This is a genomic window from Shumkonia mesophila (assembly GCF_026163695.1).
Taxonomy (GTDB): domain Bacteria; phylum Pseudomonadota; class Alphaproteobacteria; order Rhodospirillales; family Shumkoniaceae; genus Shumkonia; species Shumkonia mesophila.
Genome location: NZ_JAOTID010000003.1, coordinates 198,012 through 218,728, shown reverse-complemented (window position 1 = coordinate 218,728; position 20,717 = coordinate 198,012). Strand labels below are relative to the sequence as shown.

The following is a 20,717-nucleotide window of genomic DNA, read 5'->3' as shown; positions in this document are numbered from 1 at the left end:
TCGCGAGGCCGCGCCTTCAAGGCAAAAATATCATTGGATAATTATTGATATATCACATATCCATCATCGGTGCCGGCCGTGTTCGGCCGCTTGCGGCACGTGTCCCTCGCACCTACAGGAGCGCCGCAACCTTGGCTTCCAGCGTCGCTTTCGGGATCTGTCCCACCATTCGCGCGCGCAGCCGTCCGGCGCGGTCGACCACCACGACGGTCGGGAAGACCCCGACCTCATAACGGGTGGCGGTCAGCGACAGTTCGTCGACGGCGTTCTCGAAGCCGTTGCCGCGTTCCGCCGCCAACTGACGGGCCATGTCGGCGTTGCCGCCGACATTGACGGCCAGCACGACGACTCCCCGGTCGCGGTGCTCGCGATGCACGGCCTCGATCACCGGCAGTTCCTGGACGCAGGCGGCACAGCCGCCCAGCCAGAAGTTGATGATCAGCACCTTGCCCGCGTAGTCGGCCAAGCGGACCGGCCGGCCGTCGAGGTTGAGCGCCGCGATCTCGGGCGCGGATGCGTTTCTTCCTGCTTGGCGCGGCGCCTCGTCGCACGCCACAAGCAGCAGCGCGGCGAGCACTCCGGCACCGGTTCCCGCCACTTGGCGAAAAACCCGACAGAAGGGATGGATAAACGAGCGAATGCGACTTATTATCCGACCTCCTCTCGACACCAGATGGGAAAAAGCCCACCGATGAGACCCCTCCCGCGTGCCGCCGTCTTTTGCGCGCTCTTCCTGTTCCCGCCGTTGGCACCGGCCGTGGCCGACGATAGCCCCGCCGCCGCCGGCAAGGCGATCTATGCCGAACGTTGCGAACAGTGTCATGGCCGCCGTGCCAACCAGCGGGCGATGGGCGTTTCGAAGATACTGATCCGCGTCCCCAACAGAGAAATCGTCGCCACGCTGCGCGCGCACCAGGGGACCCCACCCACGCCGGATGCGGCCATGAAGGACAAGATGAAAAGCGGCCTTCCCGAGGCCGACATCGAAAGCCTGCGCGCGCACATCGATTCCCTGCGTCCCTGACCGCACCTGTCCGCTCACAGCAGCCCGCCGATCTTGCGTTGCAGGTCGCGGGCGCTGAGCGGCCCCTCGATACGTTCCCGCACGATGCCCTCGGCATCGACAATGAACGACGTTGGCGCCCCGATAGCGCCGTAGCGCTGGGTGGCGATCTTCAAGGGATCGACCAACATTGGGAAGGACACCTCGACCCGGCGGCGCGTGGCCTCCACCGTCGCCGCGTCCTGGCCCATGTTGACGGCCAGCAGGTCGAAACCGCGCGCCTTGTTCTCCTTGTAGAAGGCGTCCAGCGCCGGCATCTCGGCGATGCAAGGCCCGCATTCGGCCAGCCAGAAGTTGATCAGCACCACTTGGCCGCGACGCGCGTCGATACGCACCTCGCGCCCCTGGGCATCCAGCACGCCCAGTTCAGGCGCCGCCGCGCCGGTCCGGCTTGGCCCCTGGTCCTTGCAGGCGGCAAGCATGAGAAGCACGAGGGCCGCCACCACGAATTTTGCCGCGTTCACCACGCCCTAGGCTTCCACATGGCCATGGTTGAGGCGGATGATCCGCTGGGCCCGCGCCCCCAATTCGGGGTTGTGGGTGACCAGCACCAGGGTCCGCCCCTCGCCGTGCAGCTGCTGGAACAGCGACATCACCAGTTCCTCGTTGGTCTCATCAAGATTCCCGGTCGGTTCGTCGGCCAGCACGATGGCCGGTTCGTTGATCAGGGCGCGGGCGATGCAGACGCGCTGCTGCTCGCCGCCAGACAGTTGCGACGGCAGGTGCTGGGCGCGGTGGCCGAGCCCGACCCGTTCAAGGGCCGCCATCGCCTCGTCGCGGTCGGCGACGCTGTGGTAGTGCTGGGCCAGCATGACATTTTCGACCGCGCTGAGATAGGGGATCAGGTGGAACTGCTGGAACACCAAGCCGATCTTCTCGCGCCTAACCGCCGCCTGGGCCTTGGCATCGAGTGACGCCGTCTCGATGCCATCCAGCCGGTAGCGCCCCTCGCTCGGTGTATCGAGGCAGGAAAGGATGTTGAGCAGCGTCGTCTTGCCGGAACCCGACGACCCCATGATCGCCACGAATTCCCCGGCGCGGATGGTGAGGTCGACGCCGTCCAGCGCGGTGACGGCACCAAACCGCTTGTAAAGGCCGCCGATTTCGATGACGTCGCGGGCCGGCGCCCCATCGGTCGCGGTGTCTTTCATCGGTATTCCTTCGACCAAGGCATCCATCACGTCATTCCCCTTTCAAGACACGGGCGGGCACCACGCCGATGGCGCCCCTGACCGGCAGAATCGCCGCGACCAGGGCGGCGGCCAGCGAAACGATCAGCGTCAGCGGCACCACCGCCGGGCGGAAGGTGACCCAGGCATTAAAGACCGCCTGGCCCAGCACCTGGGCCAGCCCAAAGCCTAAAATCAGCCCGACCGCCACCGCGGCCACGCAGATCAGCGCGGTCTCGGCCAGGAATTGGGCGACGATGGCGCGGTTTTCGGCGCCCAGGGCCTTTTGCAGGCCGATCTCCGGCGTCCGCTCGGCAACCATGGCGCTCAGCGTCGCGTTGACGCAGAGCGTGGTGATGACGAGGATGGTCAAGGCGACCAGCGCCATCAGCCCCTCGATCTTATCGAGGATCTGGCCGTCGGACTGCGAGATCTTGCGAATCGGCTTGGCCTCGACGCCGAGGACGGCGGCGTTGATGCGGGCCGCCATGGCGTCGGCTTCCGGCCCCTGGGCGATCAGGCTCAGCATGGCAAAATCGACCCGGCCCGGCAGGTCGAGAAGTTTCTGGGCGAGGCCCAGGTTGACGAACATCTGCTCGTCCTCGGCTGCGCCGGTATCGACGATTCCCTTGACGGTGAGGCGCGTCTGCATATCGCGCTCGCGGTTGATGACGGTAACCGTGTCGCCGACCTTGAGTTCCATGCTCTCGGCCAGTTGGCGGCCGATCATGCAGTTGCGTTCGTCGAAGGCAACGCCGACCCAGCTTCCCTCGACCTGCCAGTAAGGCGAGATCTGGCGCAAGCCGCGAAAATCGACGCCGGCTATCACCGCCGGACCGAGGTCGAGGCGCACGATGCCATAGAGCAGCGGACTGGCGCCGACCAGCCGGTCCTTGGGGATCTCGCCCAGCACGGCCCCGTAGGTGTCCTCGGCGATGCCGCGTTCGCCCCCAGCGGCGGCCGGGCCGACGTAGAAGTTGGCACCGAAGGCTCGAAGCTCCTCGCTCATCTTGATCGAGATGTCGAGATAAAGGCTCATCAGGGCGGCGACCACGGCGGCCCCCACCACGATGGAGGCGGCAGCCACCCCGGCGCGGCCGCCGCGCCGGAGCAGTGCCTTGATGAGCAGGGTCGCGAACATCGAGCCGCGCCTACCCCTGCGGGCGGGCTTCTCAGCGACGGCCATAGAGCACCTCCACCGGCAGCAGCCGGGCAATTGCCCGGGATGGGATGATCGAGCCGGCCAAGGCGGTGACGGCCGACAGAAAGACCACCACCGGCACCCCGATCCATGGGATGGAAACGGTGGACCCGAAGACCATCAGGCCGACCGCCTGGGACAACCCGGTGCCGAGCGCGCAGCCGATCAGCCCGCCGATGACGCCGACGATCACCGCCTCGCCCAGGAACAGCATGTGGATTTCCCAGGTGGCGGCGCCCAGCGCCTTCATCAGACCGATCTCGCGGGCCCGTTCCATGATCGTCGCGTTCATCAGCGAGGAAACCCCCATGGCCGCCGACACGAAGGCCGCCAGGGTGACCACCAGCATCAGAAGCTGGATCTTGCCGATGATGGCGCCCTCGCCGGCCGCCACCTGCCAGATGGGCCGGGCCGAAGCGTTGACGACGGCCTCCTCGATCTGGTGGGCGATGGCGCTGACGTAGGCGGTGCAGTACCAGACGTCGTATTCGGCCGTCGAAAGGGCTTCGGTGTCGCGCCGGGCGCGATTGGAAAGCTCGTTTTCGGGCACGGTAAGGGCGCTCACCTCGACCGCCTGCACGCGGCCGGAGAGCCCGGTCAGCCGCTGGGCGAGGGCGAGTGGCGCGACGATGGCGTCGTCCTCGGCCCCGCCTGTGGACAGCAGGCCGGTGACGTGAAGCCCGATCCAGCCGCCGTCGGCGCCGTGCACCCGCAAGGTGGCGCCGGGCGCCAAGTTCAGGGCGCGGGCCAGCGAGCGGCCGAGCAGCACCTCCTCGGGCTTCGTGTCGTCCGGCCAAGCGCCTTCTATGGCCCAGAAGGCATTGGTGGCGGTCACTCCGGTGCGGTAGGTGTCGTCGTCGGGCAAAGGCAGGCTTTTATCGAAGTAGGTGCCGATCAGGGGGATGGCCTGCCCCGCCCTGCTCTCGGCCTCCACCGACGTCCTCAGGAAGGGAGCCAGGCCGACGATGTTGTTGCGCCAGAAGATGTCCTTGATCAGCGGCAGGTCGCTTTCGTCCAGATAGTCGCGGCCCTTCAGCGGATTGTAGTCGATGCCGCCGACCTCGAGCGCCACCGTCTCGCTTTTCGGCACCACCCGGATGTTGGCGCCGTAGGATTTCATCTCGCGGGCCATCTTGTCGCCGACGTCGACCGAGAGGTCGAGCAGCGCGGTAATCAGCGTCGCCGCCAGGGCGACCGTTATGGCCGCCAGGATCTTGCGCTTGCGCCCCTCGAAGAAGGACTGTCTCAGAATGCGAAAGAACATCGCCCCGCCCTCTCCCTAGCTGTCCCGGTGGCCCTGGACGCGGAAATAGCGCCCCTCGACGTTGCCCGCGAAGTCCTCGGGCGCCTTCCTGAAGCGCTCGTAGGAGTCGCGGTCCTCGAAGAAGAACATCCTGCCCTTGAACTCGTACTGGAACGGCGCTTTGAGGTTGATCAGACGCTTGCCGGTCACCGGGTCGGTGACCTCGATCTCGACCACCTCGGAGAAGTACTTGGCGCCCTTGTCGAGGTCGGCGGCGGCAATGGTGATGACGCCGCCCTCCACCGTGTGGTCCAGCGGGATGGGGTTGCACCCCCCCGGCTTGCCGATCGATGGCACGAAGATGCGCACGTTGCAGGCGATACAGATGATCTCGTTGCCGACCTGGATGTAGCCGTCGTCGCCGCAGATCATGCAGGCGTCGTAGACGACGCCGATCTTGGCGTGGGCGACGTCGTAGCGGTTGATCAGGAAGAAGCGCACCCGATGGCCATCCGAGGTGACGTAGGCGTAGCGATAAAGCTTGCCGTCCTTCACCGCGTCGACGGGGATGCGCACCAGTCCTTCCCCATCCGGCTGCACCGGCTGGGCCGGCGACAGACTGGGCGGCAGCGAGGCGTAGAGATCGTGATAGAGCAGCGCGACGGTCAAGAAGCTGGCCGTCGCCACCGCCCCGGTCAACCAGCGCCGCCGGCTGAGCACGCGGGCGCGGACCTGGCGGCGTTCCACCGCGCGGGGCAATGGAACCTCCGACCGTCCGTCCCCGGCAAAGGCCGCGACCGCCAGCAGGCCGACCAGGACCAGTTCGCCGTAAATCGCCCACGGCGCTGCCTCGCCCGCCTGGGCGACGAAGGAGACGCGGGTAGCGGTCACCTCGATGGTCTGAAGCTGGAGCAGGCCCAGCAGGGCCGTCGCCGCCGACACTCCGGCCTCGGCGACCAGCACGGCCGCCAGCACCCAAGCCCCCGTCCGGCTCGCCTGGCGCCCCGCCTGCAAGACCAGGACAGCGAGCCCGGCGACAGCCAGCGTGCCCACGAAAAGGGCAGTCAGGTTGAGGATCAGTTCGGTATTGAGTACCGAGGCGGCCGAAAGGCTGCGATCCGCGATGCCGCGGGCGAACACGAAGGCCGAGCGCGCCGCCATCACCAAGACCAGCAGCGGCCCGGCGATGGTGAAGGCGATGGCTCCGCGCCCGGCGCCTAATGATCTCGTCGCCAGCCCGATCAGGGCCAGTGCCATGGCCGCCAAGCCCGCCAGATGCACGGCCGTGCGGGTGGCGGTTGCGAAGCCCTGGGCGTGAGCGATCTGGTATGCCCCGGCGCCCAAGACCAGTCCGGCTGCCAACAGCCCGACGGCGATCCGCGCGAAAGCCTTGGACGGCGCCTCCGGCCGCAGGGCGAGGACCAGCCCGTAGACGACGGCGAGCGGCCCGAATGCATGGATCATGTCGACCAGATACGCGACCATTGGCCTTCCGCTTCTCTCCGCTGACGCCCCCTTGAAAGAGGGGGCCGGTCCCCGGGGCTTCACCCCCGGAGACCGACTGAAAACATCCTGAAACCGTCCGCTTACTTCAGCGGCACGTACTTGAAGTCGTAGTCGACATCGAAGGGCTGGAACCACTGGCCGACGCCGCTGGCCTTGTCGGTATGGCGGCCGAAGCCTTGGCGCGACGGGGCGTCGATGTGGTAGGTCAGCTTGTAGTTGCCCGCCCCCGGCATCTTGATGTTCGACCCGTAATGGGGCCCATCGACGGCCACCATCGGCATCAGGTTGCCGGTCAGCACCTTGCCGGTATCCTGGTTCTCCAGGCGGTAGGAAACCGTCAGGTACGGCACCCATTCGCCGGCTCCGAAGCCGTTCGGGTTGCCTTCCAGAGCGTGGATATCGGCTTCCAGGTGGAGGTCGGCCTGCGAGGCCGGCAAGTCGATGCCGCGCGGCTCCATGTCGATCGGCGACAGATAGACCGCCGCCACCTCCAGTGTGTTCAGGGTCTTGGCCTCACCGATCGGAAATTCCTTGAACTCGTCGTCGGCCGCCATGGCGCCGAAGGAAACCGCCCCCGCCAACAACGCCGCCGCCGCGGCCGTGGAAAACCTGCTCATGTGTTTCTCTCCTCGTGTGGATTGTCGATGGCCGTTACTCGGACGGTTGCCGTCCCTCCCCCGGCCGCATGGGAAGTCATTCGCTCCGGGCCACAGCGATCTGGCCGCGTTGCTTCATCAGCAGGGCAAAGGCCACCAGCGCCGCGAGCACGAGGGCGATCTGCGGGACCAGGGTCTGCCAGTACGGGAATACGCCCAGGAACTGGATCTCGGGAACCCAGGCGATCAGGGTGGGCTCGATGACGTTGCCCTCGACCAGTTCCATGACGCCCTTGCCGGCGAAGACGAAGGCCATGGCGTAAAGCAGCACGCCGGTGACCATGAAGAATGGCCGGATCGGCAGCCGCATGGCGCCCAGCCGCATCAGCAGGTAAATCACCGCCAGCCCGGCAAAGCCCAGCACGAAGCCGCCGGCAATGGCAACCAGCCCCGGCGCGTCGGCGCCGATGGTGAGGGCCTGATAGAACAGCACGGTTTCCGCCCCCTCGCGGAAGACCGCCAGGAAGCTGGCGAACCACAGGGCCTTGAGCGAGCCCGAGGAAAGCGAGCGGCCGACCGTTTCCTTGAGATAGGCGACCCATCTTTCGGCCTCAGCTTTGGAGATCACCCAGTAGCTCATCGAGAACAGTACGACGGTGGCAACCAGCATGGTCGCTCCTTCCAGCACTTCCTGGCTGGCCGCCGAAACCTGGAACACCCACTTCACCAGCACCGCCGTCACCACGCTGGCCAGGAGCGCCACGATCACGCTGTTGTAGATGACCCTCAGTTTGTCGCGGTTGCCGGTCTTGACGAGGTACGCAATGAGCGCGGTGACGATGAGGATCGCCTCGAACCCCTCGCGCAGAATAATCAGCAGCGCATAGAGGAACAGCGCGACCGGCGAATCCGCGCCCGTGCCCAGGGTGGCGACCGCGACGTCGAAATCGGCAGCCATCGCCGCCAGGTCGACCTTGATCTCGGCCTCCCCGGCACCGCCTTGCATGCGCCCCATGACGCGGTTGAAGTGGCCTTCCAGCCTCGTCTTGAAGGCGGCGTCGCGGGCACCGATCTGGGCCTCCATGCCGGAGGCCTCGAAGACGTCGAAATAGGTGTCCTGGACGCGGCCGACGGCGCGATCCACCGCGCCGCCCCTATAAAGGGCCGCGGCCTCATTCATCGCGCCCATGACGCCGTCGGCGACGGTGCGCCAGTCGGCGGCCGGCAGTTCCGGCTTGGCGGCGGCCCGCTCGGCCAGCGCGCCGACCAGCGGCAACCCCGGCAGGTTGCCCTTCATGTCGGCAACCAGCACCTCGCCCGAGGCCCGCACCATGCGGGCCGGACGGCCCGATTTGACCAGATCGGCGATGCGCTGGAACTCGGCGTTGTATTCTATGTCCTGGCGCTGCGAGACATGGCGGCGCACCGCCGTTTCCAGCAGTGAATTCTTGTAGCCGTCGAACTGCGCCCGGGTGATCATCTCGCGGGCCTTGTCGACTTCGCCCGCCTCGTAGGCTGCGGCGGCCTCGGCAATGGTCCTGCCGATGCCGTCCACTACCGTGACCCAGTGAGGCTCGATCCGGCTCGACTTGACCTCGGGGGCCGCCGATACGTCCGGCGCGTTCGCCGCCGGTTCGGCGGTCAGCCGGTGGCCGGAGGAAATGACCGGCACCACGGCGCGGACTTCGGCGATCTGGGTGTTGATGCGCGCGGTGACCTCGTCGGCGGGCGCGCCCTCGATGATCCGCTTGCGGATGGCGCCGAACTCCGCCTCCAGTTCGTAGCTCTTCTTGGCCGAAAGGTTGATGCGGATCGGCCCCTCCATGTTCTCGAAGACCTCGAAATAGGCCTTCTGGACGTTGGTCTTGGCGGTCTCGGCATCGCCGGCGGCATATCGCTGGGCGGCTTCGGTCAGAAGAGCCTCGATGCGGGCGGCCATGTCCTGGAAATCCCGCGCGGCCATCGCCAAGGGCGACCACGCCAAGGTCGAAACCAGGACCAACAGGGCCGCCACGCGTGCGGCGAGCGTCGGGCTGATCATGGGCGGTGGTCCCTTCCTGTCCTGCTGCCCCGGTCGACCGGGGACGACGGTCACATCTCACGGCGGGAGGGAGCCAAGCGTGGGGCAAAGAGCCACCGTTGACGGAAAACGGATGCACCCCGACCGTCTTTCGCTGACGCTCCGCGACGCCAACCCCATCTCGCAGCCAATACGGGACATCGGCCGATGCCCCGCGGCGGCTCACCCAACGGGAGCCGATCCAATGGCGCGAATGGTAATGCGAATCATTTTCGAGTCAAGCGAAAACCATAAGATTCCTATGGCATTTAAATCCGATAGCGAAGGACTGCATACCTACGATTGACGGCGTCCGATTCTGACGCCTTGCGTGCGCAAAAAATATTATTTATCAATTCGTTATGGTGATCTATCGGGAAAACATGGGAACAGGTCACGGCCTATCCGGTGGCACGGCCGGTCATTTTTCCCTGCAACCTTGCCGATGATGTGGCAATTTCTTCCTCTACTTTAGATTTAGAATAATTCAATAGTAATGCCCCCAAGGGCCCTTCTCGACACATTGGGGAGAGACATCGGGGCGTCGAGCCGAACGACGCCGACGCCATGGCGCAACCCCTCTTGCATTGCCGCCGTCACCAATTCCCCTCGACAATCCACTTGCCACCCCGCAGAGAGATGCCTCGGGGGAGGGAAAGTTTTCCACAAGAAAACGTCTTCGTTTTGGCTGTTCGGTGGGCAAAGTGTTTTTGAAATGCCTATTCGTCGTGCAGAATACGCCTTCGATTTAGGCTGATTGCGAGAACCGCGGTCCACAATAGAATAATAATAGAGTACAATAGATGACCAAGTGAGCATTTCCGTAGCCCAAGCCTGGGAAGCCGTCCCGCAACGGGGCCCTGGCACAAAAGTTGCGATCCTCGGCGTCGGCTAGAGATTTGTCTGACCTGCGTTTGCCGCCTGGCAGGGAGCCCGAAAAGGGGGCGGTTAAAAAAAGAGGAGTTCCGGATGCGTGAGATATCCGTGCAGAAGGTAGTGCTGGCGCTCGGCGTGGCATGCGGCGTTTCGCTGGTTGCCGGGACGACGCTGGCGGCCGAAAAGATCAAGTTCACCCTCGACTGGAAGTACGAAGGCCCGGCCGGCCCGTTCCTGCTGGCCCAGGACAAGGGGTATTTCGCCGCCGAAGGCATCGACGTCACCATCGACACCGGCAACGGTTCGGCCGGCGCGGTGACCCGCGTCGCCAGCGGCGCCTACGACATCGCCATGGCCGACCTGAATTCACTGGTCGAGTTCAACGTCCAGAACCCCGGCCGGAACCTGAAGTCGTTCTTCGTCATCTACAACGAACCGCCGTTTTCGCTGTTCACACTGAAGAAGTCCGGCATCAAAACGCCGAAGGACCTGGAAGGAAAGACCCTTGGGGCGCCGGTGTTCGACGCGCCGCGCAAGCTGTTCCCGGCCTTTGCACAGGCGACGGGCATCGACGCTTCCAAGATCAAGTGGGAATCGATGGACCCGCCGCTGCGCGAGCCGATGCTGATGCGCGGCCAGGTCGACGCCATTTCGGGCTTCTATTTCACCAGCCTGCTCAATCTGAAGAGCCAGGGCGTCAAGCTCGAGGATCTGACGGTTTTCCAGTACGTCGATTTCGGCATGGCCTTCTATGGCAACGGCCTGATCGCGTCGCCCGCCCTGACCAAGGACAAGCCCGCCCTGTTGAAGGGCTTTGCCAAGGCCGTCATCAAGGGTTTTCGCGACTCGATCAAGGACCCGAAGGCAGCCATCGATGCCCTGAAAAAACGTGACCCGCTGATCAACCCCGAAATCGAACTGGAACGCCTGAACCTGGCGATGAAGGCCAGCGTGGTGACGGCCGAGGTCAAGGAAAACGGCATGGGCCCGATCAAGAAGGACCGCATGGCGAAGGCCATCGACCAGTTGGTCGTCGCCTTCAAGCTGGCCTCCGTTCCCACCGTCGATGACATCTTCACGGACGTCGCAATGCCCGACAAAGCCGACCGGATGCTGCAGTAGGCACAAGGGTACCGAGCCCAGGAGACCAACTTGACCACAAAGGCCAACCAGTGAGTCACGCGTTCGTAGAACTCGACCGAGTCAAACTGCGCTACCAGGAAGGGGAGGGCCTCGCCCTAGAGCAGACCGACATGAAGATCGCCAATGGCGAGTTCATCGCGGTCGTTGGGCCGTCGGGCTGCGGCAAGTCCTCCCTTCTCAAGTTGGTCTCCGGGCTCATCCCCGCCACCGAAGGCACCGTGATCGTCGATGGTCACGAGGTCTCCGGGCCGTTGAAGATTTGCGGCATGGCCTTCCAGAACTCGACCCTGCTGCCGTGGCGCTCGACGCTCGCCAACGTACTGCTGCCGCTGGAAATCGTTCAGCCCCACCGGTCCAAAATGCGCACCCAGCGCAAGACGTTCGAGGACATGGCGATACGCCTGTTGGCCGACGTCGGGCTGGGCGGATTCGAAAAAAAGTTTCCGTGGGAGCTGTCCGGCGGCATGCAGCAGCGGGCCAGCCTCTGCCGGGCCCTGATCCACGAGCCGGATCTGCTGCTGCTGGACGAGCCGTTCGGCGCGCTTGACGCCTTCACCCGCGAAGAGCTTTGGGACATCCTGCAGAAGCTTTGGATGGAGCGGCCGTTCACCACTCTCCTGGTGACCCACGACCTGCGCGAGGCGGTCTATCTGGCGGACACCATCTACGTCATGAGCACGCGGCCGGGACGCATCCTGGTTCGCTACGAGAACCCCTTGCCGCGGCCCCGTACCCAGGACATGACCTTCCAGCCGGAATTCGGCGATATGGTTCACCATTTGAAGGGCCACATCCGCACCGTCCGCGCCATGTGAACCGGGAAGACCACCAAATAAATGAACGGGAAATCCAAGTTTAACGCCGCCTCCTCGCCGTGGATCGCCTCGATCGGCCTGTTCGTGTTCTGGGAGCTGGCCGTCCGGCTGTTCAGCGTCCCCGAATACATCCTGCCGACGCCGTCGGCGAGTTTCGTCGCCATCTGGCAGTTCCGCGAGGCCATCTGGATGCACGCCGTGCAGACCATGCTGACGACCATGGGCGGCTTCATCATCGCGGTGGCGTTCGGCGTCGTCATGGGCGCCGCCGTCGGCTCCTCGCAGATGATCTATTCGGCGGCCAATCCGATCCTCATCGGCTTCAACAGCGTGCCCAAGATCGCCGTCGTTCCCGTGCTGGTCATGTGGTTCGGCATCGGCACCATCCCCGCCGTCCTCACCGCCTTCCTCATCTCGTTCTTCCCTATCGTGGCCAACGTCGCGACCGGCCTGGCCACCCTCGAGCCGGAACTGAGAGACGTGTTGCGCTCGCTCGGCGCCTCGCGCCTCGATATCCTGATCAAGGTCGGATTCCCGCGCTCGCTTCCCTACTTCTTCACCTCGCTTAAGGTCGCCGTGACGCTGGCCTTCGTCGGCTCGGTGATGAGCGAGACAGTGGCCTCGAACGTCGGCATGGGCTATCTGATGATGTCCGCCAGCTCGAAGTTCAACATCCCGCTGGTGTTCGCCGGATTGCTGGTGATCGCCGCCATGGGCATCGCCATGTACGGAATCTTCTCGGTCGTCGAGCAGCGCTCGACGCGGTGGGCGGTTCGCGGGGCCCGATCCGCCTGATAGGGGTTGCCGACCAGCCGAAAAGTCGGCACACCTATCCCCTAGAGGCTGGCCATGGTCGAATTGATCCCCATCCCCCTTCCCGTTCTCATCACCCGGCTGTTTCGCGAGCTGGAAAGAAAGAAGGCCGTCTACGACCTGCCGCGCTGGCAGTTCTTCAAGGGTGATACCGCCTTCGATCTGGGAATCCCGGTCCACGGACACCGCGCCGCGACCCCGTTCGGCCCGGCGGCCGGTCCCCATACTCAGCTCGCCCAGAACATCCTTCTGTCCTGGCTTGCCGGAGGCCGGGTCATCGAACTGAAGACCGTGCAGATCCTGGACGATCTGACCGTCTTCCGCCCGTGCATCGACATGGAGACGGTCGGCTACAACATCGAATGGTCGCAGGAGCTTCGCCTCGAACAGTCCCTGGAGGAATACGCCAAGGCAGCGATGCTGATCGAGATGGCCAAGGCGGCGGGGCTGGCGCCCGGTTTCCCGGACACCGTTCTCGACATGAGCGTCGGCTACGATCTGGCCGGCATCCGCTCGCCCAAGGTGCGGGCGTTCATGAACGGCATGCTGGATGCGCGGGAGACCATCGAGCGCTTGCGCCAACAAATCCCCGCCCCCTACGCCCATCTCCGCGACCTGCCCTACCCGACGCGCCTGTCGGACACCGTGACCCTTTCCACCTTCCACGGCTGCCCGCCCGAGGAAATCGAAGGGATCGCCGAATTCCTGCTCCGCGACGTCGGATTGAACGTCGTCGTCAAACTCAACCCGACCCTGTTGGGCCAAGCGGACCTCAAGGCCATCCTTCATGATCGGCTCGGCTACACCGACATCGAGGTTCCCGAAAAGGCCTTCGCCAAGGATGCCAACTGGGACCAGGTCCAGGGCTTCGTCGACCGGCTGGAAACATTGGCCGACGGCCTCGGGCGCGGTTTCGGCGTCAAGTTCACCAACACGCTGCTGGTGCGCAACCACAAGCGCTTTTTCCCGGCGGACGCCAAGGAGATGTACCTGTCCGGGGCGCCGCTGCACGTGCTGGCGATAACGCTGATCGGACGCTTCCGCGAGGCGTTCGGCGACCGCTTCCCGATCTCGTTCTCGGCCGGGATCGACGCCGCCAACTTCGCCGACGCCGTGGCGCTCGGCCTGAAGCCGGTGACGGTGTGCAGCGATCTTCTGAAGAACGGCGGATACGGCCGAGGATCGGCCTATCTCAAGACTCTGATCAAGCGCATGGCGGCGCTGGACGCCCGCGACATCGATACTTTCGTCCTCAAGGCGTTCGGAGAGGCCGAGGCGGCGCTCTCGACATTGCGCCTTTCCCCAGAGCGCGAGGCCGCTTGCCGCGCCTCCCTCGTCGAAGGCGGTGATCCCCGCACTGCGGCCGGACCGGATTTCGACGCCTGGGTTTCGGCAGTCCGCCTATTGAATACGCGGGCCTATTGCCGGCGGGTCCTCGACGATCCGCGCTACGGGGCGAACCAAACCGACACGCCGCCGAAGAAAACCGGCGTTCCCTTGGGCCTGTTCGATTGCCAGACCTGCGACCGCTGCGTTTCCGTCTGCCCCAACGACGCCATCTTCCGCTTCGCCCTGCCCCGCGAACCCGTTCCCCTGGCCCGCCTGATCCCGGGAGACGGCGGCTGGAAGTGCGAAACCACCGGCAGCCTGCCCATCACCCGGCCGCATCAGATCGGCATCTTCGCCGACGCCTGCAACGAATGCGGCAACTGCGACGTCATCTGCCCCGAAGACGGCGCCCCTTATGCCTTGAAGCCGCTGTTTTTCGGCAGCCTGGCGGCGTGGTCGGCGGCACCGGCGCGGGACGGCTTCTTCATCGAGGCCATGGATGGGGGAATCCGCATCCATGGCCGGCTGGCCGGCGCCGTCGTGACATTGGACAGCCTCGACGATGGCACGCTACGCTATCGTGATGACGGCACCGACCTGACCCTCGATCCCGCCGACCCGGCGGGCAGCGCCAAGGGACGGACCGGCGGCCCGGTCGATCTGGCCCGGATACGGATCATGGCGGGACTGGGCCGGGCGGTGACCGAGGAAACCGCCGTGAACTACGTCAGCGCGGCCCTGCCCTGACCAACCGGCCGGACGACAACGGCCTCCTATTCCAACCTCGACACGATGGACGGCATGGAAACGATCACCCTTCTTCTCAACGGCAAAGAACGCCAGGTCGAGGTCGAACCCCGCCAGTCCCTCCTCGAGGTTCTGCGCGAAACCTGCAAGATCAAGTCGCTCAAGGACGCCTGTTCGCCCCAGGGGCAATGCGGCTGCTGTCTGGCGCTGATCGACGGCAAGCCGCGCAAGACCTGCACGATCCCGGCGCGGGCGGCCAAAGGCAAATCGGTCACCACCCTGGAAGGGGTTTCCGATGCCGAACGCCAACTCTACGCCGACGCCTTCCAGGCCGCCGCCGGCCTTCAATGCGGGTTCTGCACGCCGGGGCTGGTGCTGCGCATCAAGCACCTGACCGACCAGGACGCCAAGGTGTCCCGCAAGGAGATCGCCGAGGCCTTGGACGGCCATCTGTGCCGGTGCACCGGCTATGTGAAGATTATCGACGCGGTGGAGATGATCCACGACGCGAAGCATGGCGGCACGTTGCCAAGGCCGATTGACGACGGCGGCGTGGGAGCGCGCGTGAAACGTTACCAGGGCGCCGAACTGACCCTGGGCACCCGGCCCTTCGTCGCCGACATCGACGTGCCCGGCATGCTTTACGCGTGCGTCGTACTGTCGCCTCACGCCCGCGCCCGCATCCGGCGCATCGACACCGCCAGAGCCAAGGCGTTGGCGGGCGTCGCCGCGGTGGCCACAGCCAAAGACGTTCCCGGCGATCGCTGGGTGGGGCTGATCTTCCGCGACTGGCCGGTCTTCGTTGCCGAGGGCGAGGAAGCGCGCTACGTCGGCGACGTCGTCGCCGCCATAGCCGCCGAAAGCCCCGCCATCGCCCGCCAGGCGGCAGCCCTGGTCGAAGTCGACTACGAACCCCTGCCCCCGGTCCTCGATCCCGTCGAGGCGCTGAAGCCCGATGCGCCGCAGGTCAATCCCAAGCATGTCAACCGGCTGGGCGAAACATGGATCGAGCGCAGCGACGTCGACGCGGCGCTCGCCGTCTCCGCCCACGTCGTTTCCGGTACCTGGCAGACCCAGCGCATCGAGCACTTGTTCCTCGAAACCGAAACCGCGCTGGCGGTGCCGCTACCCGACGGCCGGCTGCACCTCTACAGCCAGGGCCAGGGCATTTTCGACGACCGCCAGCAGGTGGCCTCGGTGCTGGGCGAGCCGGAAGAGAAGCTGTTCGTCGAACTGGTCCCCAACGGCGGCGCCTTCGGCGGCAAGGAGGACATGAGCATCCAGGCGCAGACGGCCCTGCTCGCCCGCATGACCGGCCGACCGGTGCGGCTGTCGCTCAGCCGCGAGGAATCCATCCGCATGCATCCCAAGCGCCATCCCATCACCATGCGCTACACCGTGGGCTGCGATGCCAAGGGCCGGCTGACTGCCGCCAAGATCGACCTGCTGGGCGATTCGGGGGCCTATGCCTCGGTCGGCGACAAGGTGCTGGAGCGGGCCGCCGGCCACGCCTGCGGTCCCTACCGAATTCCAGCCATCCAGATCCACTCGGTGGCCGCCTACACCAACAACCCGCCGTGCGGGGCGATGCGCGGCTTCGGCGTCAATCAGACCAATTTCGCCATCGAGGGATGCCTGGACGGGCTGGCCGCCAAGGTCGGTCTCGACGGTTGGGAAATGCGCTGGCGCAACATCGTGCATGTCGGCGACGTGTTCAGCTCCGGCCAGATCCTGGAAAAGTCAGTCGGCATCGGCAAGACGCTCGAGGCCGTCAAGGACGCCTATTACGCGGCCCGCGCCGAAGGCCGGGCGGTCGGCATCGCCTGCGCGGTGAAGAATTCCGGTATCGGCAACGGCGCCCTGGAAACCGGCAAGTGCCGGCTGGAGGTTGAGGCGGACGGCACGGTGTCCCTCTTCATCGGCTTCACCGAAATGGGCCAGGGCCTGCTCACCATCATGACCCAGTGCGCCGCCGAGGTGACCGGACTGCCGTCGTCCTGCTTCCGTCCGAAGGTCAACAGCCGCTTCGAGGTCGGCGTCGGCCAGACCACCGGCTCGCGCGCCACCCTGCTGGCCGGGCGCGCCACGGCCGAGGCCGCGAAGAAGCTGCGGGCCGACCTCGACAGGGGTCTGACCCTCGACAAGCTCATCGGCACCGTCTACGCCGGCGACATCCTGATCGACGACACCACCGCCCCCGGCCAGATGAAGAACGGCAAGATCAAGACCCACACCGCCTTCGGCTGGGCCACCCACGTCGCCATCCTGGACGCCGTCGGAAGGGTGGATCGCATCGTCGCCGCCCACGACGTCGGGCGCGCCATCAACCCGCAGCAGTGCGAGGCCCAGATCGAGGGCGCGGTGCACATGGGGCTGGGTTACGCGCTGACCGAGGAACTGCCCTGCAAGAACGGGATGCCCGTCACCTTCAACCTGCGCGAGATCGGCGTCCTCAGGGCGAGCGACATGCCGAAGGTCGAGGTCATCCTGGTCGAGGACCCGGAGCCGGAAGGGCCTTTTGGCGCCAAGGGCGTCGGCGAGATCGGCCTGGTGCCAACCGCGGGGGCGGTGGCCGGTGCCTTGGAAGCCTTCGATGGCATCCGCCGTACCCGCCTGCCGATGAAGGACTCGCCGGCCGCCAAGGCCCTCAATGTCGGGCGCATTCCCGACAGTGACCGGGACCAGTGGCATTGAGCGGCTCGCTCACCATCGGCCCCGACCGCCACGGCCGGACAGTCGCCATCGCGGAGGGCCGTATCGCCGGGCGCCCCTCCCCCGGCGCCCCCGCGTTGGCCTGTCCGGATGGGGAGATCGCGGCAGGCCATGTTTGCGCCCATACGCATCTCTATAGCGGCCTCGCGCCCTATGGCATGCCGCCCGCCGATCCCGCGCCCGAGGGTTTCCTTGAGATCCTGGAGCGGGTGTGGTGGCGGTTGGATCGCGCACTCGACGCCGAGGCCCTGCGCGCCGCCGCCCGCGACTATGTGGCCCATGCCCTGCTGGCCGGAACGACCGCCCTGGTCGACCACCATGAATCGCCCCGGTTCATCGAAGGTCCGATGGCCATCCTGGCCGAGGCCTGCGAAGACCTGGGGATGCGGGCGTTGCTCTGCTACGGCGCGACGGAGCGCAATGGCGGGCGGGACGAAGCCCGCCGGGGACTGGCCGAATGCGGGCGGATCGCCGCCACGCCGCTGATCCGCGGGCTGGTCGGCCTGCACGCCAGCTTCACGGTTTCCGACGAAACCATCCGCGAGGCGGGCAATCTGGCGCGTTGGTTGGGAACGGTGCTGCACATCCACGTTGCCGAGGCCCGATCCGATGTCGAGGACGCCCGTTCGCGGGGGTTCGACGGTCCCCTGGAGCGCCTGATGGCGCTGGACGCTCTGGTTCCGGGCTCGATCCTGGCGCATGGCGTGCACCTGAGCCCCGATCAGGTGAAGGCGGCCGAGGCCGCCAGCTGCTGGCTGGTGCAAAACCCCCGCTCGAACGAAGGCAACGGCGTCGGCTATGCCTCGTCCCTGGCCTCTAGTCGCCATGTCGCCCTGGGCACCGACGGCTGGAACGCCGACATGGAAGAGGAGGAGCGCGTCCTTTTCCGGCTGGCCGAACGCCACGGCGATACCGGCGCCACTGGGCGGTTGGCGGCGGGGCAAACCCTGATTGCCGAGCGTTTCGGCTTCACCGCTTCCGGACTGCAACCGGGTGCGCCCGGCGATGTGGTCGTTCGTGAAGATGGGCGGGTGAGGCAGGTCGTAATCGACGGCCACGTGGTCGTCCGCGACGGCAAACTGGCCCGGGATGACATCGGTGCCATCGAGGCCGAGGCCCGCCAACAGGCCACGCGCTTGTGGGACCGCATGGCCGTTCTTTGAACGGGGATGGGCGTATGGACGACGACGCCGTATTGGACACCGCCCAGGCCTGGTTGACGGAAGGGGCGGGTGTCGCCTTGGCGACGGTGATCGAGACCTGGGGCTCGGCCCCCCGCCCCATCGGCAGCCATTTGGCCGTCGCCGCCAATGGAGCCTTCGCGGGGTCGGTTTCGGGCGGATGCGTCGAGGGGGCCGTCGTCACCGGGGCACTGGAGGTTCTCGCCAAGGGGCTGCCCCGGACCTTGGAATTCGGAGTCAGCGATCAGAAGGCGTGGGACGTCGGCTTGGCCTGCGGCGGGACCATCCGCGTCCACGTCGAGCCTCTGGGGATGAAGCGGGATTGTTTCGACGCCCTGCAAGATTTCCGCCGCCGGCAATGCCCGGTGGCGGCGGTCAGCGATCTGGGAAACGGCCTTCAGGCCCTGGTCACGGCCGAGGAGATCGGCGGCGACCTGCCGCTGTCCCCGGAAACGGCGGCGGCTGTCCGACTCATGCTGGCGGAGGACCGCAGCGGCCTTGCAGAAGGCCTTTTCGTCCGCTCGTACGGCCCGCCGTGGGCGCTCTATGTCGTCGGCGCGGTACACATCGCCCAAGCCCTGGCACCGATGGCCGAACTGGCGGGCTTTTCGGTCGCCGTCATCGACCCCCGTAGCGCCTTCGCCACCGAAAGCCGCTTCCCGCACACACGGGTGGTCACGACATGGCCGGACGAGGCCCTGGCCGCCATGCCTCCCGGCCCGCATACGGCCGTGGTCGCGCTGACCCACGATCCCAAGATCGACGATCCCGCCCTGGCGGCCGCCCTGCGCTCGCCAGCCTTCTACATCGGTGCGCTGGGCAGTCGCCGTAATCATGAACGGCGCGTGGAGCGCTTGGCGGAAGCGGGCTTTGCGCCCGACCAACTGGCCCGCATCGCCGGGCCCGTCGGATTGGACTTGGGCGGCCGGTCGGCGGGCGAGATCGCGGTTTCCATCGTCGCCGAAATCGTCGCCACCCGTCACGGCCGGAGACGGGATCGGCCATGATCGCGGCGGTCATCCTGGCCGCCGGCATGGCCACACGCATGGGCGAGAACAAGCTGTTGATCGAGATCGACGGCCGCCCGCTCGTCGCCCGGGTGGCGGATGCGGCGCTGGGGGCCGGGCTTGCGCCGGTCGTCGTCGTGACCGGGCATGAGGCCCACCGCGTGCAGGCGGCCCTTGAGGGAAGGCCGCTGACCTTTGCTCACAACCCCGATTTCGCCGCCGGGTTGGCGGGTTCCCTGAAGGCCGGAATGGCCGTCCTGCCGGTCGAAGCCCTGGGCGTTCTGGTTTGCCTGGGCGACATGCCGGACGTTTCCGCCGCCCATCTATCCCGCATCGTCGCCGCCTTCCCCGCCAACGGCCGGGCGATCTGCGTGCCGACCCGCCACGGCAGGCGCGGCAATCCGGTGCTGCTGGGCCGCCCGTTGTTTCCCGAGATGCAGGCGCTCACGGGCGACATCGGCGCGCGCGGCCTGATCGCGAAACACTCCGATCTCGTGCGCGAGGTTCCGATGGACGACGATGCGGTGCTCACCGACCTGGACACCGCCGAATCGTGGCTCGCCTACCGGCGACGGAACCGCTGATCGTCGCTATTTCTTCTCGTGCAACCTCAGGCCTGGCAGGGCGCGGTGCGACTTGGCCTCATACAATATCGGGCCGAAATTCCGTGACGGCCGCAAACGTTCTTGATTAATTATAATAATCATTGTATTCTCCTAAATCGTAATTCATTCCGAGCAAGGAGACCTCCGCCATCGCCGCCCACGGCCCAGACATCACCGCGCGCATGGAGCATTTCCAGCGGATCTGCCGGGAGGCGGGGGCCAAGCTGACACCCCAGCGCCTGGAGATTTTTCGCGAAGTGGCGGTGACCGGCGACCATCCCGATGCCGAGACTATCTATCGGCGAGTCCGCGAGCGCATGCCGACGGTGTCGCTCGATACCATCTATCGCACCCTGTGGCTGCTGGTCGATCTCGGTATCATCCAGACTCTGGGCGCGGGGCGCGAGCGGGCCCGCTTCGATGCCAACCTCGACCCCCACCATCATTTCGTCTGCGTGAAATGCGGCTCGACCCGGGATTTCTACAGCAAAGACTTCGACGAACTGGCCCTGCCGGATTCGTTGAGAGAGATCGGCCGGGTCGATGCGACCCACGTCGAGGCGCGCGGCGTCTGCCTCGACTGTGCCGGGAAGGGCGCAACGCCCCCCGGGCCCAAGACCACGATCGTTTGAAATCAAAATCGGATACTGAG

General features: G+C 66.0%; 18 protein-coding genes. 10 read left to right on the top strand and 8 right to left on the bottom strand.

Annotated features, from left to right (window positions below; all coding sequences use genetic code 11):
• Positions 1-112: 112 nt before the first annotated feature.
• Positions 113-577 (bottom strand): TlpA family protein disulfide reductase, encoded by a 465-nt coding sequence (locus ODR01_RS07525; protein WP_316977016.1) that lies wholly within the window; start codon positions 575-577, stop codon positions 113-115.
• A 114-nt stretch (positions 578-691) separates the two neighbouring features.
• Here ODR01_RS07525 and ODR01_RS07520 point away from each other — a divergent pair, with 114 nt between their 5' ends.
• Positions 692-1,024 carry a c-type cytochrome gene (locus tag ODR01_RS07520; RefSeq protein ID WP_316977015.1) on the top strand — a complete coding sequence of 111 codons (333 nt, stop codon included), beginning with the start codon at positions 692-694 and terminating at the stop codon, positions 1,022-1,024.
• 14 nt (positions 1,025-1,038) lie between these two features.
• On the opposite strand, the gene ODR01_RS07515 is transcribed toward ODR01_RS07520, so the two are convergent.
• The 7 genes from ODR01_RS07515 to ODR01_RS07485 all read right to left on the bottom strand — a co-directional run bounded on the left by ODR01_RS07515 (position 1,039) and on the right by ODR01_RS07485 (position 8,819).
• Positions 1,039-1,527, bottom strand: a complete 489-nt coding sequence (locus tag ODR01_RS07515) for a TlpA family protein disulfide reductase (protein WP_316977014.1) — start codon at positions 1,525-1,527, stop codon at positions 1,039-1,041.
• 6 nt (positions 1,528-1,533) lie between these two features.
• Positions 1,534-2,214 (bottom strand): ABC transporter ATP-binding protein, encoded by a 681-nt coding sequence (locus ODR01_RS07510; RefSeq protein ID WP_316977013.1) that lies wholly within the window; start codon positions 2,212-2,214, stop codon positions 1,534-1,536.
• A gap of 31 nt (positions 2,215-2,245) precedes the next feature.
• A complete protein-coding gene (locus ODR01_RS07505; RefSeq protein WP_316977012.1) occupies positions 2,246-3,418 on the bottom strand; it encodes an ABC transporter permease in 1,173 nt (390 codons plus the stop codon).
• Positions 3,405-4,697: an ABC transporter permease gene (locus ODR01_RS07500; protein WP_316977011.1), complete on the bottom strand. Its 1,293-nt coding sequence runs from the start codon at positions 4,695-4,697 to the stop codon at positions 3,405-3,407. The genes ODR01_RS07505 and ODR01_RS07500 overlap by 14 nt, the downstream gene beginning before the upstream one ends.
• 15 nt (positions 4,698-4,712) lie before the next feature.
• Positions 4,713-6,161 (bottom strand): Fe-S-containing protein, encoded by a 1,449-nt coding sequence (locus ODR01_RS07495; RefSeq protein WP_316977010.1) that lies wholly within the window; start codon positions 6,159-6,161, stop codon positions 4,713-4,715.
• A gap of 101 nt (positions 6,162-6,262) precedes the next feature.
• Positions 6,263-6,799: an iron transporter gene (locus tag ODR01_RS07490; protein WP_316977009.1), complete on the bottom strand. Its 537-nt coding sequence runs from the start codon at positions 6,797-6,799 to the stop codon at positions 6,263-6,265.
• 76 nt (positions 6,800-6,875) lie between these two features.
• Complete coding sequence (locus ODR01_RS07485; RefSeq protein WP_316977008.1) at positions 6,876-8,819, bottom strand: FTR1 family iron permease; 1,944 nt, start codon at positions 8,817-8,819, stop codon at positions 6,876-6,878.
• 987 nt (positions 8,820-9,806) lie between these two features.
• On the opposite strand from ODR01_RS07485, the gene ODR01_RS07480 reads away from it, so the two are divergent.
• The 9 genes from ODR01_RS07480 (at position 9,807) to ODR01_RS07440 (ending at position 20,697) form a co-directional block, all read left to right on the top strand.
• Positions 9,807-10,835 carry an ABC transporter substrate-binding protein gene (locus tag ODR01_RS07480; RefSeq protein WP_316977007.1) on the top strand — a complete coding sequence of 343 codons (1,029 nt, stop codon included), beginning with the start codon at positions 9,807-9,809 and terminating at the stop codon, positions 10,833-10,835.
• Between the two features lie 50 nt (positions 10,836-10,885).
• On the top strand, positions 10,886-11,671 hold the full coding sequence (locus ODR01_RS07475) for an ABC transporter ATP-binding protein (RefSeq protein ID WP_316977006.1): 786 nt from the start codon (positions 10,886-10,888) through the stop codon (positions 11,669-11,671).
• A gap of 21 nt (positions 11,672-11,692) precedes the next feature.
• The gene (locus ODR01_RS07470) at positions 11,693-12,466 is read left to right on the top strand and encodes an ABC transporter permease (RefSeq protein WP_316977005.1); all 774 of its coding nucleotides are present in this window, start codon (positions 11,693-11,695) and stop codon (positions 12,464-12,466) included.
• Between the two features lie 54 nt (positions 12,467-12,520).
• A complete protein-coding gene (locus ODR01_RS07465) occupies positions 12,521-14,560 on the top strand; it encodes a hypothetical protein (protein WP_316977004.1) in 2,040 nt (679 codons plus the stop codon).
• A gap of 54 nt (positions 14,561-14,614) precedes the next feature.
• Positions 14,615-17,254, top strand: coding sequence for a selenium-dependent xanthine dehydrogenase (gene xdh / locus ODR01_RS07460; RefSeq protein WP_316977003.1), 2,640 nt, complete (start codon positions 14,615-14,617; stop codon positions 17,252-17,254).
• Positions 17,251-18,435: an amidohydrolase family protein gene (locus tag ODR01_RS07455; RefSeq protein WP_316977002.1), complete on the top strand. Its 1,185-nt coding sequence runs from the start codon at positions 17,251-17,253 to the stop codon at positions 18,433-18,435. Before xdh ends, ODR01_RS07455 begins: the two co-directional genes overlap by 4 nt.
• A gap of 14 nt (positions 18,436-18,449) precedes the next feature.
• On the top strand, positions 18,450-19,460 hold the full coding sequence (locus ODR01_RS07450; RefSeq protein ID WP_316977001.1) for an XdhC family protein: 1,011 nt from the start codon (positions 18,450-18,452) through the stop codon (positions 19,458-19,460).
• The gene (locus tag ODR01_RS07445) at positions 19,457-20,044 is read left to right on the top strand and encodes a nucleotidyltransferase family protein (RefSeq protein ID WP_316977000.1); all 588 of its coding nucleotides are present in this window, start codon (positions 19,457-19,459) and stop codon (positions 20,042-20,044) included. The genes ODR01_RS07450 and ODR01_RS07445 overlap by 4 nt, the downstream gene beginning before the upstream one ends.
• Before the next feature lie 203 nt (positions 20,045-20,247).
• Positions 20,248-20,697 carry a Fur family transcriptional regulator gene (locus ODR01_RS07440; RefSeq protein ID WP_316976999.1) on the top strand — a complete coding sequence of 150 codons (450 nt, stop codon included), beginning with the start codon at positions 20,248-20,250 and terminating at the stop codon, positions 20,695-20,697.
• The last annotated feature ends 20 nt before the right edge of the window (positions 20,698-20,717 follow it).

Bases quoted from the DNA above. Each gene is read 5' to 3' on its own strand.
- ODR01_RS07520 (WP_316977015.1), top strand. From the start codon at position 692: ATGAGACCCCTCCCGCGTGCCGCCGTCTTTTGCGCGCTCTTCCTGTTC.
- ODR01_RS07510 (WP_316977013.1), bottom strand. From the start codon at position 2,214: ATGAAAGACACCGCGACCGATGGGGCGCCGGCCCGCGACGTCATCGAA.
- ODR01_RS07505 (WP_316977012.1), bottom strand. From the start codon at position 3,418: ATGGCCGTCGCTGAGAAGCCCGCCCGCAGGGGTAGGCGCGGCTCGATG.
- ODR01_RS07500 (WP_316977011.1), bottom strand. From the start codon at position 4,697: ATGTTCTTTCGCATTCTGAGACAGTCCTTCTTCGAGGGGCGCAAGCGC.
- ODR01_RS07495 (WP_316977010.1), bottom strand. From the start codon at position 6,161: ATGGTCGCGTATCTGGTCGACATGATCCATGCATTCGGGCCGCTCGCC.
- ODR01_RS07490 (WP_316977009.1), bottom strand. From the start codon at position 6,799: ATGAGCAGGTTTTCCACGGCCGCGGCGGCGGCGTTGTTGGCGGGGGCG.
- ODR01_RS07485 (WP_316977008.1), bottom strand. From the start codon at position 8,819: ATGATCAGCCCGACGCTCGCCGCACGCGTGGCGGCCCTGTTGGTCCTG.
- ODR01_RS07480 (WP_316977007.1), top strand. From the start codon at position 9,807: ATGCGTGAGATATCCGTGCAGAAGGTAGTGCTGGCGCTCGGCGTGGCA.
- ODR01_RS07470 (WP_316977005.1), top strand. From the start codon at position 11,693: ATGAACGGGAAATCCAAGTTTAACGCCGCCTCCTCGCCGTGGATCGCC.
- ODR01_RS07465 (WP_316977004.1), top strand. From the start codon at position 12,521: ATGGTCGAATTGATCCCCATCCCCCTTCCCGTTCTCATCACCCGGCTG.
- xdh (WP_316977003.1), top strand. From the start codon at position 14,615: ATGGAAACGATCACCCTTCTTCTCAACGGCAAAGAACGCCAGGTCGAG.
- ODR01_RS07450 (WP_316977001.1), top strand. From the start codon at position 18,450: ATGGACGACGACGCCGTATTGGACACCGCCCAGGCCTGGTTGACGGAA.
- ODR01_RS07445 (WP_316977000.1), top strand. From the start codon at position 19,457: ATGATCGCGGCGGTCATCCTGGCCGCCGGCATGGCCACACGCATGGGC.
- ODR01_RS07440 (WP_316976999.1), top strand. From the start codon at position 20,248: ATGGAGCATTTCCAGCGGATCTGCCGGGAGGCGGGGGCCAAGCTGACA.